This window comes from Cupriavidus sp. MPR-AND1C (assembly GCF_058809705.1).
The window spans coordinates 1-14,370 of the sequence record NZ_JBXASU010000091.1; the positions used below are offsets into that span (position 1 = coordinate 1).

Consider the following 14,370-nt stretch of genomic DNA (forward strand, 5'->3'; position numbering starts at 1 on the left):
CTACTTTCTTGTCTCGCCAAGAAAGTAGGCAAAGAAGCGACCCGGATGGGGCGAAAGCCTCCTCGTCGGAAGACAAAAAGAGCGGCCGGGGGCCAAACTCACATCGCCTTAAGGCGATGCTCAGACATGGCCCCCTCGTTTCCGCTCCTTTTGCCTTCCGCCGAGGCGCCCCATAACGGGAGAGGAAAGGCAGACGGCTCGCTGCGCATCGCGGGCGGGTGATTTCCGCCTGGGGGCGCAAATCACGGCTACACCGAATGGTGATCTGAGGGCATCGCTCTCGCGCTGGTTCGGCCGTGCTTCCCGCCTGGGGGCGGGAAACACCCATGCGCGATGCGAAGCGAGCCGTGTAGGTGTTCAGAGGCCGTATGGGGCGCCTCGGGATTTCACGAAAAGAGCGGAGAAGAGGGACCCATGTCTGAGTATCGCCTTAAGGCGATGCGAGTTTGGGTCCCGGCCGCTCTTTTGGTGAAATCCCGAGGGGGTGTCGCCCCATCCGGCGCGCCTTTTTTGCCTACTTTTTTGGCAAGACAAAAAAGTAGGTCGCCGCCCCGCAGGGGTGGTGAAACTGCAGTTGAAGTTGTAGTTGCCCTTGACGTTAAGCCGTTGAAGTTGAAGCTGATTTTGCAGTTGCAGTTGCAGTTGCAAGTTACAGCCAACCCATCACCCTATGCTCGCCTGAAAAACGCACTAACCACCAACCCAGTCGCCGGCGGCGGCCGATTCGCCAACATCAATCTTCCCCCATTTCGCTGCAAGATCCGATTAACGATCGACATCCCCAGCCCGGCGCCCTTGGCTTCGCTGCGTGCGCCATCGAGCCGGTAGAAGGGCCGGGTCAGCAAGGGCAATTGCGCTTCCGGCACGCCGCTGCCGTGGTCGGCCACGGTCAGCACGGCTTCCTTGTCTTCGATGCGGGTGCTGATCTCGACCACGGCTACGCCGTTGTCTTCGTCCTTGGCGTAGCGGCGCGCGTTTTCGACCAGGTTGTCCAGGATCCGCTGGACTTCCATGCGGTTGGCGACGGCCATGACGGGGTCGCCGGCGCGGACATGGACGCGTACGTCGTCGTGCGCGCCATAGACGCCGACGGCGTCTTGCACGAGTGCGGACAGATCGACGGGTTCGACCGTTTCCAGCGCGGGGCGGGCGTAGTTGAGGAACTGGCCGATGATGGCGTCCATCTGTTCGATGTCGGCGATCATGGCTTCGCGCGTGGTGTTGTCCACGGGGGACATCTCGGTTTCCAGCCGCAGGCGCGTCAGCGGCGTGCGCAGGTCGTGCGAGATGCCGGCCAGCATGACGACGCGGTCGTCGTCGAGCTGGCGCAGGTCGCGCACCATCTGGTTGAAGCTGTGGTTGGCCTGCGCCACTTCGCTGGCGCCGTGCTCAGGCAGGGTGGGCGGGTCGCCGCCGCCGCCGATGGCGCGTGCCGCGTTGGCCAGCCGCTTGAGCGGGTGGTTGACCAGCGACGTGATGAAGGCTGCGCCGATGATCGACAGCAATAGCGCGGCGATGCTCCACCAGAGCCACTGGATGCCGGGCACGCGCTCGAACCGTTCGGGGCTGATCGCCACCCAGTAATCGTCGCCCTCGATCTCGAAACTCACCCATACGCCGGGAATGTCGTTCACGGTGGTGGCGATCACGGTCTCTTCGCCGAGCCGGCTGCGAATCTCCTGCTGCACCAGCTGGGTCAGGAAGGGGTTCGTGGTGGGCACGGAGAAATCGTCGTCTTTCTCGCGCGGGTAGACCTTGATGCCCTCGTTTTGCACCAGGTCGAGCAGCAGGAAACGCCGCCGCGCGGGATCGGAATAGAGCAGGGCGGCGCGCGTGAGCTTGACCACGCTGACCACTTGCATGGCGATCTGCTGGGCGCGCGGCGCGCGTTCGAAGAGCCGATAGCTCTGGAACCAGATACCCAGCGAGATCGCCAGCAACAGGGCGATCAGCATGAAGGTTCGCCAGAACAGCGAACCGAACAGGCGCGTAGCCGTGCGGCTGATGACAGTCGCCACGATGCGCGGCGCCTTACTTCACGCCATCGGGGATGAAGACGTAGCCCAGGCCCCAGACCGTCTGGATGAAGCGTGGGTTGCCAGGATCGGGCTCGATCAGCTTGCGCAGCCGTGAGATCTGCACGTCCAGGCTGCGGTCGAATACCTCGTACTCGCGGCCGCGTGCCATTTCCATGAGCTTCTCGCGCGACAGCGGCTGACGCGGATGCCGGGCGAAGACCTTGAGCACCGAGAATTCGCCGGTGGTCAGGGTGATCTCTTCGTCATTTTTGGTCAGCGTGCGGGTAGCGAGATTCAGCACGAAATCGCCAAAGGCGAAGGTTTCCGGGGTTTCGGAGGGCGCGCCGGGGACTTCGGCGGGGCCTTTGCGGCGCAGCACGGCGTGGATCCGCGCGATCAGTTCGCGCGGGTTGAAGGGCTTCGGCAGGTAGTCGTCGGCGCCCATTTCGAGGCCGACGATGCGGTCGACGTCCTCGCCCTTGGCGGTGAGCATGATGATGGGCGTCTGGTCGTTGGCGCCGCGCAGGCGCCGGCAGATCGACAGGCCGTCTTCACCGGGCATCATCAGGTCGAGCACTAGCAGGTCGAAACGCTCGCGCAACCAGAGCTTGTTCATCGCGGTGGCGTTCTCAGCTACCAGTACGGTGAAGCCCTGTTCGCCAAGGTAACGGCGCAGCAGGTCGCGCAGACGGGGGTCGTCGTCCACGACGAGAATCTTGTGACTGGTATTTTCCATGGCGGTATCTTAGCGACAAACGCTTTCGGTCAAAATGGCTTAACAAAAGGTTACATACTTTACCCCGAGGTATGAAGGCGCGCATCCACCCTGCGTTTAAACTGCCGCATACCGTTTCCGTAGCCAGTCCCACGGGGATTTCGTGGGCGTCCGCCGTGTAGTTCACTGCCATGACGTGGCGAGGCGGGGCTACTGGATGTCCGGCTTCCGGCGGTCCTGTAACCACCGTTTTCGAAGCCCAAACCGCCATTATCAATGAAAGTTACCCGCAAGCGCGCCGGGCATACCCTTTCCCGCGCCGGCGCGACTGTTGCGCTGTTGCTTGCCGCTAGTGCGGGGCACCCGCAATCGCCTGGCATGGCGCATTTGTTCCCGGGCGCTGGCAAGCCAGCAGGCCGCGAGACCGCGCCGCGCAACGAGCGCGAGCGCTACAGCCAGGACGAGGCGCGAGCGCGCGCCGGAAAGACCCGCGGCGAGCGTGGCATGAACGAGCGCCTGCCCCACGCGTTCCCGAACGACAAGCTCTCGCCCGACGAGCGGCGCAAGCTGCGCCAGAACCTGTACGAACTCGGGCGGGAGATGTACCAGGGGGGCTAGTGTCGAGGCACGCGAACATGCGTGCAGCTTGGCACGGTGCGCGCCGAGCGCGATATCGGCGTGCGTCCTGCTTAAGCGCCATAGCCTCACAGCCCCATAACCTCACAGCCTCATGGCAGGCCGGCATGCGGCACTTCGACTTCCGTCATCAGGATACGACCCTCGCGTGAAGCGCGCCGCTGCGCCTCGTCGAAGTTCGGCGCGGCGGCCAGGAACAACGTGGTGCCACGCGGGCCACCGAGGGCGGCCGCGAAGATGCCGGTCCCGCAGGCAATCTCCTCATCGATGCGCCCGCCCGGCATCACCCGCAATACGCGATTGCCGATGGCGTCAGCCACCCAGAGCGCACCTTGCTCATCTTGGGCGCACCCGTCCGGCGCCACCTTCGCGCCGCCCAGCACCTGGCCGAGATCCGAACCAGCGGGCTGGCTGCCGAAGAGGGCCCAGTCACGGCGCGGGCCCAGCGAGCCATCCGCGTGCAGATCGAAGGCCGAGATGCGATTGCCCAGGGTCTCGCCCACCACCAGGGACTTGCCGTCCGGCGTGATGACCGAGCCATTGGGGAAGAACAGGCCATCGGCTACCACGGTCACCGCGCCATCCGGGTCGACCCGCGCCAGGCTCGCGGTGCGCATCGGGGCGCCGGCCATCAGGTCGAAACCGAAATTGCCCACATAGGCGCGGCCATGCTGGTCGACCACCATGTCGTTGAGGTGCCCGCTGGCGACGCCGGACAGGTCGGCGTGTACTACGAGGCCGCCGTCCGGTTCCCGGCGCAGCAGTTTGCGGTCGCGCATGGAGACGATCAGCAGGCGCCCGTCCGGCAGCCATCCCATGCCGGATGGCTGCTGCGGCACTTCGGCGATCTGTTCGACGGCGCCATCCAGGCTTACCGCCATCACCCGATGGGTATAGAAATCCGACAGCCAGAGCCGGCCGTCGTGCCAGCGCAGTCCTTCCAGAAAGGTGTGCCCCTCGGTCAGGACCGATAGTTCCCGGTGCGCCATGCGGTGTCTCCATTGTGATCTTTCGATCTTGTGATTGGTGTGCCTACATCCAATACGATTTGTGCCGGGACCGCAAGCGCGCCGCGGTGGGGTCAGGCGCGGGGCTGGAAATGCCGCAGGAAGTCGACGAAGACCTCGGCCGCGAGGTGGGCGTCGTCGGCGGTGATGGTTTCCAGCGGGTTGTGGCTGATGCCGCCGTTGCCGCAGCGCACGAACAGCATCGCCACGTCGGTCATGCGCTGCATCATCATGGCGTCGTGGCCGGCGCCCGAGGGCAGCTCGAACGCATCCAGGCCGCGCTTCTTGAGCACCGCGCCGAACTGGTCCATCAGCCAGCGCGCGCAGGGCGCGTTGTTGACCGGCGTCACCCGCTCAATCGCGGCGCCGAGGCCGCGACGCTCGGCGATGGCCTGGATGCCGGCCACGATGTCGGCAATGGCGGCTTCGCGGATGCTGTCTTCGCCGGCCCGGATATCCATCGAGAACACGCATTCGGCGGGGATGACGTTGCTCGACCCGTTGGGCACCTGCAGCTGGCCCACCGTGCCCACCAGCGTCGGCACTTGCCCGCAGCGCTGCTCTACCAGCAGCACCATCTCGGCTGCCGCCGCCGCGGCGTCCTTGCGCAGGGTCATGGGCGTGGTGCCGGCGTGGCTGGCCAGGCCCTCCACGCGGACCTGGAAGCGGCTGCTGCCGGCAATCTGCGTGACCACGCCCAGCGGCAGGCCGTGGTGCAGCAAGACCGGGCCTTGCTCGATATGGACTTCGACAAAGCCATGCAGGCTGGCGGGGTCCACCGCCGCGGCGCGCAGCGCATCGACGCCGCCCGCGCCCGGCAGGCCAGAGGCGGCCAGGGCTTCGCGCAGCGTCACGCCGTCGGCGTCGGCACGATCCAGCAGGGCCGGGTCGAAGCGGCCGGCCAGCACGCTGCTGGCCAGGAAGCTGGTCTTGAAGCGCAGGCCTTCTTCCTCGGCAAAGCCCACGACCTCGAAGTGATAGGGCAGGCGGATGCCGGCCGCGTTGAGCGCCCCAACCACCGCCACGGGCAGCAAGATGCCAAGCCGGCCGTCATAGCGCCCGCCGTTGCGCACGGTGTCGAAGTGCGAGCCCGTCATCAGCACGCGCGCGCCATCGCCCACGGCAGGATCGGCGGCGTAGCGGCCGATCACGTTGCCGATGGCGTCGATGCGGACCTGCATGCCCGCCGCCTCCATCCATGCCGCCAGCTGGGCCTGCGCGGCGCGGTGGGCCGGGGTCAGGTAGGCGCAGGTCAGGCCGCCTTCCATATCCGAGAAGCGGGCCAGCGCCGCGGCCTGGTCGAGAATGGTCTGGCCAAGCGGGAGGAGTGGGGAGGCGGATCGGGTCATGGCAGCTCGGGCATTGAAGGCATTGACAGCATTGAAGGCAGCGAAAGCAGCGAAAGCAGCGAAAGCAGGTAGCGGTGCAAAAGGCAGGACGTGGCGTTCAGCGGTTGCGCATCCACGTTTTCCACGCGACCCACAGCTTGCGCATGGGCGTGAGCGAGATGCGCTGGTTCAGCACCTGGAACTCGCTCGCCTCCAGCTCGTCCAGCAGCGTCTGGTAGATCGCACCCATGACCAGGCCAGCGCGCTGGGCGCGGCGCTCGGCAGCGGGCAACAGCGCCAGCGCCTCGCGGTACAGCGTGCGGGCCTGCTCGGCCTGGTAACGCATCAGCGCGACGAAGCGATCGGAGTGCGTGGCCTGGTTGACCTCGGAGACCGGCACCTGGAAGCGCTGCAGCGTGTTGACCGGCAGGTAGATCCGGCCGCGCCGGGCGTCCTCGCCCACATCGCGCAGGATATTGACCATCTGCAGCGACAAGCCCATCTTTTCAGCGTATTCGAGCGTGCGCGGATCCGTGTGGCCGAGGATGCGGGCGCTCATGGTGCCGACCACGCCGGCCACGCAATGGCAATAGCGCGCGAGCGCGATGTCATCCAGGTAGCGCGACTGGTTGAGGTCCATCTCCATGCCTTCGAGCACTTCGTTGAACATCGGCTGGGTCAGCCCATAGGCTTGCGCGTGCGGCTGCAGCGCCTTGGTCACGGGATGGGTCGGCGCGCCGTTGAACATCTGGGCGAGCTCGTTGCGCCACCAGGCCAGTTTTTGATAGGCCACGCTGGCGTCCTGGGTGTCGTCCACGACATCGTCGACCTCCCGGCACCACGCATAGAGGGCGGTAATGGCCTGCCGCCGCTCGGGCGCCAGGAACAGGAAGCTGTAATAGAAGCTGGAGCCGCTCTGCGCGGCTTTCTCTTGGCAATACTGATCGGGCGTCACGCCAGGCTCGGGTCGGTGAATTGGGGGGCTATTGGGGGGCTAGTGCCTGCGCTGTCGCCCCGGCAACCTGGCCGGCGCGGGGTGGCCGGTGTGGCGAGATGGCGCGATGGGCTAGCTAGGGGGGCCGTGCCAGGAGCCGCGATTTCCCGTCGTCAAGCCATTCCACGGCAGGGGACAAGGCAGCGCGGGCGACGGACCGGATTGTAACATCGCCCTCCCGGCGGCAGCGGCCAAGGGCGAGGGCGCCGTCGCGCGCTTCGGCCTGCGCGGATATCCAGCGCTGCGGCATTTGGCCGCGCCCGGCGCGATTCCCGCGTCCGACTTGGGACCCAGGGAGCGCACCACGTTTGAAAAGTGCGTTTCCGGTATCCCCCTGCGCGCGCCATTTGACGCTTTCGGCTTCACGCCGTTACATTACTGACCGGTGAGTTATTAACCGCCGCCGCTCCGCGCCGTGCCTGCCGCAGTGCAAACAGTGCCACCCCAACAGTGCCACCGATCTAACGCTTAACTCATGCCAGTGCCTCATCCCGGGCCGGAAGTTGCGGCCATTGAAGTGCCTTTTTCCACGCTTTGCGGTGCGAACGCGTTCGCGGCCGGCTTGCGCATGCGCGGTCGCGGCGCGCTGGTGACCCTGCTGCTGCTCGCCGGGGTGGCGCTGGCGGGTTGCAGCCGTGAGGCAGAAAAGGCGCCAGAGATCCGCCCGGTGCGCCTGATGCAGTTGCAGCCGGGGGCAGGCAAGACGGAGGTCGAGTTCTCGGGCGATGTGCGGCCCCGGATCGAGTCGCGGCTAGGCTTTCGCGTGGGCGGCAAGATTGCCGCGCGCCTGGTCGACGTGGGCGCCACGGTGCGCAAGGGCCAGCCGCTTGCCCGCCTGGACCCCACCGACCTCGGCCTGGCGGAAGCCGGCTCGCGGGCCCAGTACGACGCGGCCAAGACCGACCGCGACCTCGCCGAGGCCGATCTGAAGCGCTACAACGAGCTGTTCGCCAAGAAGTTCATCAGCGCGGCCGAGCAGCAACGCCGCCAGGCCACCTTTGACTCCGCCGCCTCCCGCCTGCGCCAGGCCGAGGCGGGGCTGCGCAACCAGTCCAACCAGACCGCCTACGGCGTGCTCGCCGCCGACGCCGATGGCGTGGTGACCCTGATCGAGGCAGAAGTCGGCCAGGTCGTGGCGGCCGGCCAGTCGGTCGTGCGGGTGGCGCAAACCGCAGAGAAAGAGGTCGCGGTTGGCCTGCCGGAGGATCAGGTCGAGCGCCTGCGCGGCATCTCCGATGTCACCGTGCGCACCTGGGCCGAGCCCGGCCGGGCGCTGCCAGGCCACGTGCGCGAGATTTCGCCAATGGCCGACCCGGTGACGCGCACTTACGCGGCGCGCATCAGCGTGCCCAATCCACCGGCTGACTTCAAGTTCGGCATGACCGCCGTGGTCACCTTCACCCGCACCAGCGACGATGCCGCGCTGCGGGTGCCGCTCTCCGCGCTGCTGCAAAAGCAGGGCAGCAACCAGGTCTGGGTGTATGACACGGCGACGGGCGCCGTGCAGCCGGTCAACGTGACATTGGGCGAGCTTCAGGGCAACGAGATTCAGGTCAGGCAGGGGCTGTCGCCCGGCCAGACCATCGTCACCGCGGGCGTGCACCTGCTCAAGCCCGGGCAGAAGGTCAAGCCGCTGCAGGCCGTGGCGCCCACGCCGGCCGTGCGCAACTAAGGCGCCGGCATGGATCACTCCCGTTTCAACCTGTCCCGCTGGGCCCTGGAGCACCAGCCGCTGACCCGTTACCTGCTGGTGGTGCTGTTGCTGGGCGGGCTCTTTGCCTTTTTTCAGCTCGGCCAGGACGAAGACCCGCCTTTCACCTTCCGCGTGATGGTGGTGCAGGCGTTCTGGCCCGGCGCCACCGCCGAGCAGATAGCGGTGCAGGTCACCGACAAGATCGAGCGCCAGCTGCAGGAAGTGCCCTACGCCGACAAGATCCGCAGCTTCTCCAAGCCCGGCGAGACCACGGTGATCTTCCAGCTCAAGGACACCGCGCCGGCCAAGGACACCGCGCAGATCTGGTACACCGTGCGCAAGAAGGTCGGCGACATCGCGCAGACGCTGCCGCCGGGCGTGCGCGGGCCGTTCTTCAATGACGAGTTTGGCGACGTGTATGGCTCCATCTACGCGCTCTCGGCCGACGGCTTCAACTACAAGGAGCTGCGCGAGTACGCGGACCTGGTGCGCCAGCAGCTGCTGCGTGTGCCGTCCGTCGCCAAGGTGTCGCTGATCGGGCTGCAGGACGAGAAGGTCTACATCGAATTCAACCAGGCGCGCTTTGCCCAGCTCGGGCTGGACATCAATGCGATCGCCGACCAGATCTCGCAGCAAAACAGCATGACCGCCAGCGGCGTGCTGGTGACCCCGGGAGACAACCTGCAGGTGCGCTTGTCGGGCCAGTTCGCCAATGTGGCCGACCTGGAAAACCTGGTGCTGCGCGGCCCCAACGGCATTGCCAATATCCGCCTGGGCGATATCGCCCATGTGTACCGTGGCTATGTCGATCCGCCGGCCAGCAAGATGCGCTTCCAGGGCAAGGAGGTGATCGGGCTGGGCATCTCGATGGAGCGCGGCGGCGACATCATCGCCATGGGCAAGAACCTGCGTGCCGCGATGGGCGGCTTGCGCGGGCAGCTGCCCGTCGGCATCGAGCTGGATCAGGTGCAAAACCAGCCCGAAGCCGTGGAGCGGTCGGTGGGCGAGTTCGTGCACGTGCTGATCGAGGCCGTGGTGATCGTGCTGGGCGTGAGCTTTGTCTCGCTCGGGCTGCATACCAAGCCGCTGCGCATCGATGTGCGCCCGGGCCTGGTGGTGGCGCTGACCATTCCGCTGGTGCTCGCCGTCACGTTCCTGTTCATGAACATCTTCGGCATCGGCCTGCACAAGATATCGCTCGGGGCGCTGATCGTGGCGCTGGGGCTGCTGGTCGACGACGCCATCATCGCCGTGGAGATGATGGTGCGCAAGCTGGAGGAGGGCTTCTCCAAGATGGAAGCCGCCACCTTCGCCTACACCTCCACCGCCATGCCGATGCTGACCGGCACGCTGATCACCGCCGCCGGCTTCCTGCCGGTGGGGCTGGCGCGCTCCACCGTGGGCGAGTACACCTTCGCCATTTTCGCCGTGACCGCGATGGCGCTGGTGCTGTCGTGGCTGGCCGCGGTCTACTTCACGCCCTACCTGGGCTACCTGCTGCTCAAGGCGCGGCCCGCCGGCGAAGGCGAGCAGCACGAAGTGTTCGATACGCCGTTCTACAACCGCTTCCGCCGCCTGGTGCACTGGTGCGTGACGTGGCGCAAGACGGTGATCGTCATCACGCTGGTGGCCTTTGGCCTCGGGCTTTACGCCTTCAAGTTCGTGGAGAAGCAGTTTTTCCCGGACTCGAGCCGCCCGGAGCTGATGGTGGAGCTGTGGCTGCCGGAGGGCACCAGCTTTGCGCAGACCGAGGCCGAGGCCAAGCGCTTCGAGGCCGCGCTGCGCGGGGACCGCGAGATTGCCAGCCTGACCACCTTTGTCGGCAGCGGCGCGCCGCGCTTCTACCTGCCGCTGGACCAGATCTTCCCGCAGACCAATGTGGCGCAGGTGATCGTGATGCCGGCCGAAGTCGCGCTGCGCGCCCGGGTGCGCCAACGCGTGGTGGACCTGCTGGCGCGCGATTTCCCGCAGTTGCGCGGCCGCGTCAAGCTGCTGCCGAACGGCCCGCCCGTGCCCTATCCGGTGCAGTTCCGCGTGATCGGGCCGGACGCGGCCGGCGTGCGCAAGCTGGCCGACGAGGTCAGGGCGGTGGTGAGCGCCAACCCCAACACCGTGGGGGTCAACGACAACTGGAACGAGAGCGTCAAGGTGCTGCGCCTGGACATCGACCAGGACCGCGCGCGCGCGCTCGGCGTCAGCACCACCGCGATTGCGCGGGTGACCCAGACGGTGCTGACCGGCATGGCGGTGGGGCAGTACCGCGATGGCGACAAGCTGATCGATATCCTGATGCGCGCGCCGCGCAACGAGCGCGACGCCATGTCCGACCTGCAGAACGTGCAGGTGCCCACCGCCAGCGGCCGCGTGGTGCCGCTGACCCAGGTCGCGCGCATCGCTTTTCGTTCCGAGCCGGGCGTGATCTGGCGCGAGAACCGCGACTTTGGCGTGACCGTGCAGGCCGACGTGGCCGAAGGCATCCAGGGTCCCACCGTAACGGCGCAGATCAATCCCAGGCTGGACAAGCTGCGCGCGCAGCTGCCGGCGGGCTACCGCATCACGGTGGCCGGGGCGGAAGAAGAAAGCGGCAAGGCCGGCGCGTCGATCGCCGCGCAGCTGCCGCTGTGCATCTTCCTGATCTTCACGCTGCTGATGCTGCAGCTGCACAGCTTCTCGCGCTCGCTGATGGTGTTCCTGACCGGGCCGCTTGGCCTGATCGGCGCCGCCGCCACGCTGCTGCTGCTCAACGCACCGATGGGCTTTGTCGCGCAGCTTGGCATCACCGCGCTGCTTGGCATGATCATCCGCAACTCGGTGATCCTGGTCGACCAGATCGAGCAGGACATCCATGCCGGCGAGCCGGTGTGGGATGCCATCGTCGAATCCGCCGTGCGGCGCTGCCGCCCGATCATCCTGACCGCGGCGGCGGCCGTGCTGGCCATGATCCCGCTGTCGCGCTCCGTGTTCTGGGGGCCGATGGCGGTTGCCATCATGGGCGGGCTGGTGATTGCGACGGCGTTGACGCTGCTGTTCCTGCCGGCGTTGTATGCGGCCTGGTTCCGGGTCAAGGCGCCGGAGCCGGGCGGGGCGGTGCTGGCACGCTGAGCGCGCGCCCGGGCGTGCTCTGGCGGTAGCGCCGCCAGGCACGCTCCCTATCTCACATCAGCTCGAAGCTGACGTCCTGCGCGCCTTCCCACAACACCTTGGTGCCTAGCGCGCGCAGGTTCTCCTTGCCTTGCACGATCGTCAGGAAATGGTTGCCCGCCAGCTGGCCCAGCTTGCTGGCGAAGCAGCAGCTGCCATACGCCAGGATGATCTCGGTCTCGCTGTAGCCGCCGGGATAGAACAGGATGTCGCCGACCGAGGGGTGGCTGGTGTGGTTCTCGAAATCCACGCCCAGCTTGAACTCGCCCAGCGGGATCCAGCAGCCTTCGCCGCTCCAGCGCACATGGATCAGCTTTTGGCGGTAGGGCAGCAGCCTGGTGAAGGCCGCAACGGTGAGGGGGGCGTCGGGATGGGTTTCGGCGACGAACTGGTAGCCGCCGGCGGTAATGCGGATCTGGGCCATTCAGGCTCTCCTGGGGAAATCGGGGTGGTTGCTCAGCTTAGCGCGGCGACCAGCTTTTCGGCAAATGCAATCAGGCTGCGGTCGCTGCCGGCCGGGCCCATCAGCGAGATGCCCAGCGGTGCGCCAGCGCGGCCGGCCAGCGGCAGGCTCAGGTGCGGGAAGCCGGACAGCGGCGCCAGGCACAGCGTTTGCGCCGAGAGGTTGCGGTAGGTCTCAAGTTCCTCGCCGGCGGCGTCGGACAGCGGGGCGATGTCGGGCATGGTCGGCAGGATCAGGATGCCGTCGTCGCCAAGCAGCGCCGCCAGATGCGCGGTAAAGGCGCGGCGAATCACGCTGGAGGCTTCGAACCGGGCTTCGGTGACGCCCTTGGAGAACGCAAAGCGCGCGGCCACGTCGGGGCCCAGCTGCAGGCCGTACTGCTCGATCATGGCGCCGTCGGTCTGCCAGGCTTCCCATCCCTGCACATAGCGGAAGGCCCACCAGATGTCTTCCAGGGGGCGGTCCGCCACCGTGACGGGCGTGGCCTTGCCGAAGGCGGCCTCGATGCCGCCGACCACCGGCAGCAGCGCGTCCAGCGCGGCGGCGGTGGGCAGGCGCAACAGGTCTTCGGCCAGCAGCAGGCGCGGGCTGGCGGGCAGGGGCCGGGGGTCGCTGCCGAGCAGCACGTCGGCCACGCGGGCGAAGGTGCCGATGTCGCGTGCGAAGAAGCCGCAGGTATCAAGGCTCTCGCTCAGCGCCAGGGTTTGTGCCAGCGAGATCCGGCCAAAGGTGGGGCGGATGCCGAACAGCCCGCAGTGGCTGGCCGGCGCGCGCACCGAGCCGCCAGTGTCGGTGCCGAGCGCAAAGTCGCAGAGCTTGTTGGATACCGCCGAGGCCGAGCCGGAGGACGAGCCGCCCGTGATGCGCCCCGGCGCCGCGCCGTTTACCGGCGCGCCATAGTGGGCATTCTTGCCGTTCATCGAGAACGCCAGCTCATCCGTATGGGTCTTGCCGACGAAGGCCGCGCCGGCATCCAGCAGCCGCTGCACGGTAGGCGCGGTGGTGGACTTGATGCCCGACATGGCCAGCACATGGGGATTGCCGCCGCCGGTTGGGTAGCCGGCTACGTCGAACAGATCCTTGGCGGCAAAGGTCAGGCCGGCGAGCGGGCCGCTGGCCGCATTGGCGACGGGTGCGTCAGGGTAGGGGAGGAAGGCGTGGGAGGGATGGCTGGCCAGGGTCATGGATGCGCTTAGCGGTGAAGGTGAAGGTGAGGGCTGGGGTAGCAATCAGTAAGGGCGATATTGGCACGGAACGCACGGCATGCCGTGCAGTCACGAACGGTTGACAGCGCTTACGCCAGGGCCTCGGCACGGGCGATGGGCTCACTGGCCAGCACACAGCTCACGCTATGCCCGCCACCCAGCGCGGTCGCCCGCGGCACCGCCTCCAGGCATTGCGCGCGCGCGTGCGGGCAGCGCGGGGCAAAGCTGCAGCCTGGCGGCAGGGCCGACAGATCGGGCGGCGAGCCGGCGATGGTCTGCAACCGCTGGCCGCGGTCCATGCCGTGCTGGCGGCTTTGCAGCAGCGCCATCGTATAGGGATGGCGCGCGGCGCGCAGGATGGTGCGGATCGGGCCTTCCTCGACGATGCGCCCGCCGTACATCACGGCGACGCGGTCGGCGATTTCCACGGCCGCGCCGATGTCATGGGTGACGAACACGATCGACAGGCCAAGCTCGCGCTGCAACTCGCGCAGCAGGATCAGCACCTGGATCTGCACGGTGGCGTCCAGCGCAGTGGTCGGCTCGTCGGCCAGCAGGACCTTGGGGTTGGCCGACAGCGCCAGCGCGATCATGGCGCGCTGGCGCATGCCGCCGGACATCTCATGCGGATAGGCCGCCAGGCGCCGCTCCGGGCCGGGAATGCGCACGGACTCCAGCGCGCGCAGCGCACGCTGGCGCGCCTCGGCGGCGGACACGCGGGCGTGGGTGCGGATGCACTCGATGATCTGCTGGCCGATGGTGTAGACCGGGTCCAGCGCCAGCAACGGTTCCTGGAACACCATCGCTACCTTGCCGCCGCGCAGCCGGGCAAGGCCACGGCCATCGAGGGCGGTGACGTCGGTGCCGTCGATGCGGATCTCGCCTTCCATGCGGGTGCGGCGCGGCGGGTGCAGGCGCATCAGCGCGCGCAGCGTCACGCTCTTGCCGGAGCCGGATTCGCCGATCAGGGCGAGGGTCTCGCCAGGCGCCACCTCAAGCGATACGCCGCTGACGGCGCGAATGGTCTTGCCGCCGCCGGAGAAGGTCACGCGCAGGTCGCGCACCGACACCATGGGGGCGGCTGCCTGGGGGTGGGTGCTGTGGTTGGGTGCGGTCACGGGTACGCTCACGGGTGCAGTCATGGGTACGTTCACGGGTGCATTCACGATT

Annotated in this window: 11 protein-coding genes; 3 read left to right on the forward strand and 8 right to left on the reverse strand. The window is 67.3% G+C overall.

Translation table 11 applies throughout. The annotated features are described in order from the left end of the window. Positions 1-668: 668 nt before the first annotated feature. Together AC1RWI_RS31390 and ompR are read right to left on the reverse strand one after the other, a co-directional pair. Positions 669-2,018, reverse strand: a complete 1,350-nt coding sequence (locus AC1RWI_RS31390) for an ATP-binding protein (protein ID WP_043345424.1) — start codon at positions 2,016-2,018, stop codon at positions 669-671. Between the two features lie 13 nt (positions 2,019-2,031). Then, positions 2,032-2,754, reverse strand: coding sequence for an osmolarity response regulator transcription factor OmpR (gene ompR / locus AC1RWI_RS31395; protein ID WP_006576352.1), 723 nt, complete (start codon positions 2,752-2,754; stop codon positions 2,032-2,034). A gap of 255 nt (positions 2,755-3,009) precedes the next feature. Here ompR and AC1RWI_RS31400 point away from each other — a divergent pair, with 255 nt between their 5' ends. After that, entirely contained in the window at positions 3,010-3,351 is a 342-nt protein-coding gene (locus tag AC1RWI_RS31400; protein ID WP_043345426.1) for a KH domain-containing protein, read from the forward strand. 110 nt (positions 3,352-3,461) lie between these two features. Here AC1RWI_RS31400 and AC1RWI_RS31405 read toward each other — a convergent pair whose 3' ends face one another. The 3 genes from AC1RWI_RS31405 to hpnD all read right to left on the reverse strand — a co-directional run bounded on the left by AC1RWI_RS31405 (position 3,462) and on the right by hpnD (position 6,659). Further along, positions 3,462-4,358 carry an SMP-30/gluconolactonase/LRE family protein gene (locus AC1RWI_RS31405; protein ID WP_492870272.1) on the reverse strand — a complete coding sequence of 299 codons (897 nt, stop codon included), beginning with the start codon at positions 4,356-4,358 and terminating at the stop codon, positions 3,462-3,464. 92 nt (positions 4,359-4,450) lie between these two features. Then, positions 4,451-5,725 (reverse strand): Zn-dependent hydrolase, encoded by a 1,275-nt coding sequence (locus tag AC1RWI_RS31410; protein ID WP_492870273.1) that lies wholly within the window; start codon positions 5,723-5,725, stop codon positions 4,451-4,453. A 97-nt stretch (positions 5,726-5,822) separates the two neighbouring features. Then, positions 5,823-6,659, reverse strand: a complete 837-nt coding sequence (gene hpnD / locus AC1RWI_RS31415) for a presqualene diphosphate synthase HpnD (protein WP_043345431.1) — start codon at positions 6,657-6,659, stop codon at positions 5,823-5,825. Between the two features lie 514 nt (positions 6,660-7,173). On the opposite strand from hpnD, the gene AC1RWI_RS31420 reads away from it, so the two are divergent. Together AC1RWI_RS31420 and AC1RWI_RS31425 are read left to right on the forward strand one after the other, a co-directional pair. Next, positions 7,174-8,370, forward strand: coding sequence for an efflux RND transporter periplasmic adaptor subunit (locus tag AC1RWI_RS31420; RefSeq protein ID WP_492870275.1), 1,197 nt, complete (start codon positions 7,174-7,176; stop codon positions 8,368-8,370). Positions 8,371-8,379: 9 nt separating this feature from the next. Next, positions 8,380-11,493, forward strand: a complete 3,114-nt coding sequence (locus AC1RWI_RS31425; RefSeq protein WP_492870276.1) for an efflux RND transporter permease subunit — start codon at positions 8,380-8,382, stop codon at positions 11,491-11,493. 52 nt (positions 11,494-11,545) lie between these two features. Here the strand turns inward: AC1RWI_RS31425 and AC1RWI_RS31430 are convergent, their stop codons facing one another. The 3 genes from AC1RWI_RS31430 to AC1RWI_RS31440 form a co-directional block, all read right to left on the reverse strand. Then, complete coding sequence (locus AC1RWI_RS31430) at positions 11,546-11,956, reverse strand: DUF3830 family protein (protein WP_043345441.1); 411 nt, start codon at positions 11,954-11,956, stop codon at positions 11,546-11,548. A 32-nt stretch (positions 11,957-11,988) separates the two neighbouring features. Further along, positions 11,989-13,179, reverse strand: coding sequence for an amidase (locus tag AC1RWI_RS31435; protein ID WP_043345444.1), 1,191 nt, complete (start codon positions 13,177-13,179; stop codon positions 11,989-11,991). Between the two features lie 110 nt (positions 13,180-13,289). Beyond that, entirely contained in the window at positions 13,290-14,273 is a 984-nt protein-coding gene (locus tag AC1RWI_RS31440) for an ABC transporter ATP-binding protein (protein WP_492870282.1), read from the reverse strand. Positions 14,274-14,370 lie beyond the last annotated feature (97 nt).

Bases quoted from the DNA above. Each gene is read 5' to 3' on its own strand.
- AC1RWI_RS31425 (WP_492870276.1), top strand. From the start codon at position 8,380: ATGGATCACTCCCGTTTCAACCTGTCCCGCTGGGCCCTGGAGCACCAG.
- AC1RWI_RS31435 (WP_043345444.1), bottom strand. From the start codon at position 13,179: ATGACCCTGGCCAGCCATCCCTCCCACGCCTTCCTCCCCTACCCTGAC.
- AC1RWI_RS31410 (WP_492870273.1), bottom strand. From the start codon at position 5,725: ATGACCCGATCCGCCTCCCCACTCCTCCCGCTTGGCCAGACCATTCTC.
- AC1RWI_RS31420 (WP_492870275.1), top strand. From the start codon at position 7,174: ATGCCAGTGCCTCATCCCGGGCCGGAAGTTGCGGCCATTGAAGTGCCT.
- AC1RWI_RS31440 (WP_492870282.1), bottom strand. From the start codon at position 14,273: ATGGTGTCGGTGCGCGACCTGCGCGTGACCTTCTCCGGCGGCGGCAAG.
- AC1RWI_RS31430 (WP_043345441.1), bottom strand. From the start codon at position 11,956: ATGGCCCAGATCCGCATTACCGCCGGCGGCTACCAGTTCGTCGCCGAA.
- ompR (WP_006576352.1), bottom strand. From the start codon at position 2,754: ATGGAAAATACCAGTCACAAGATTCTCGTCGTGGACGACGACCCCCGT.
- AC1RWI_RS31405 (WP_492870272.1), bottom strand. From the start codon at position 4,358: ATGGCGCACCGGGAACTATCGGTCCTGACCGAGGGGCACACCTTTCTG.
- AC1RWI_RS31400 (WP_043345426.1), top strand. From the start codon at position 3,010: ATGAAAGTTACCCGCAAGCGCGCCGGGCATACCCTTTCCCGCGCCGGC.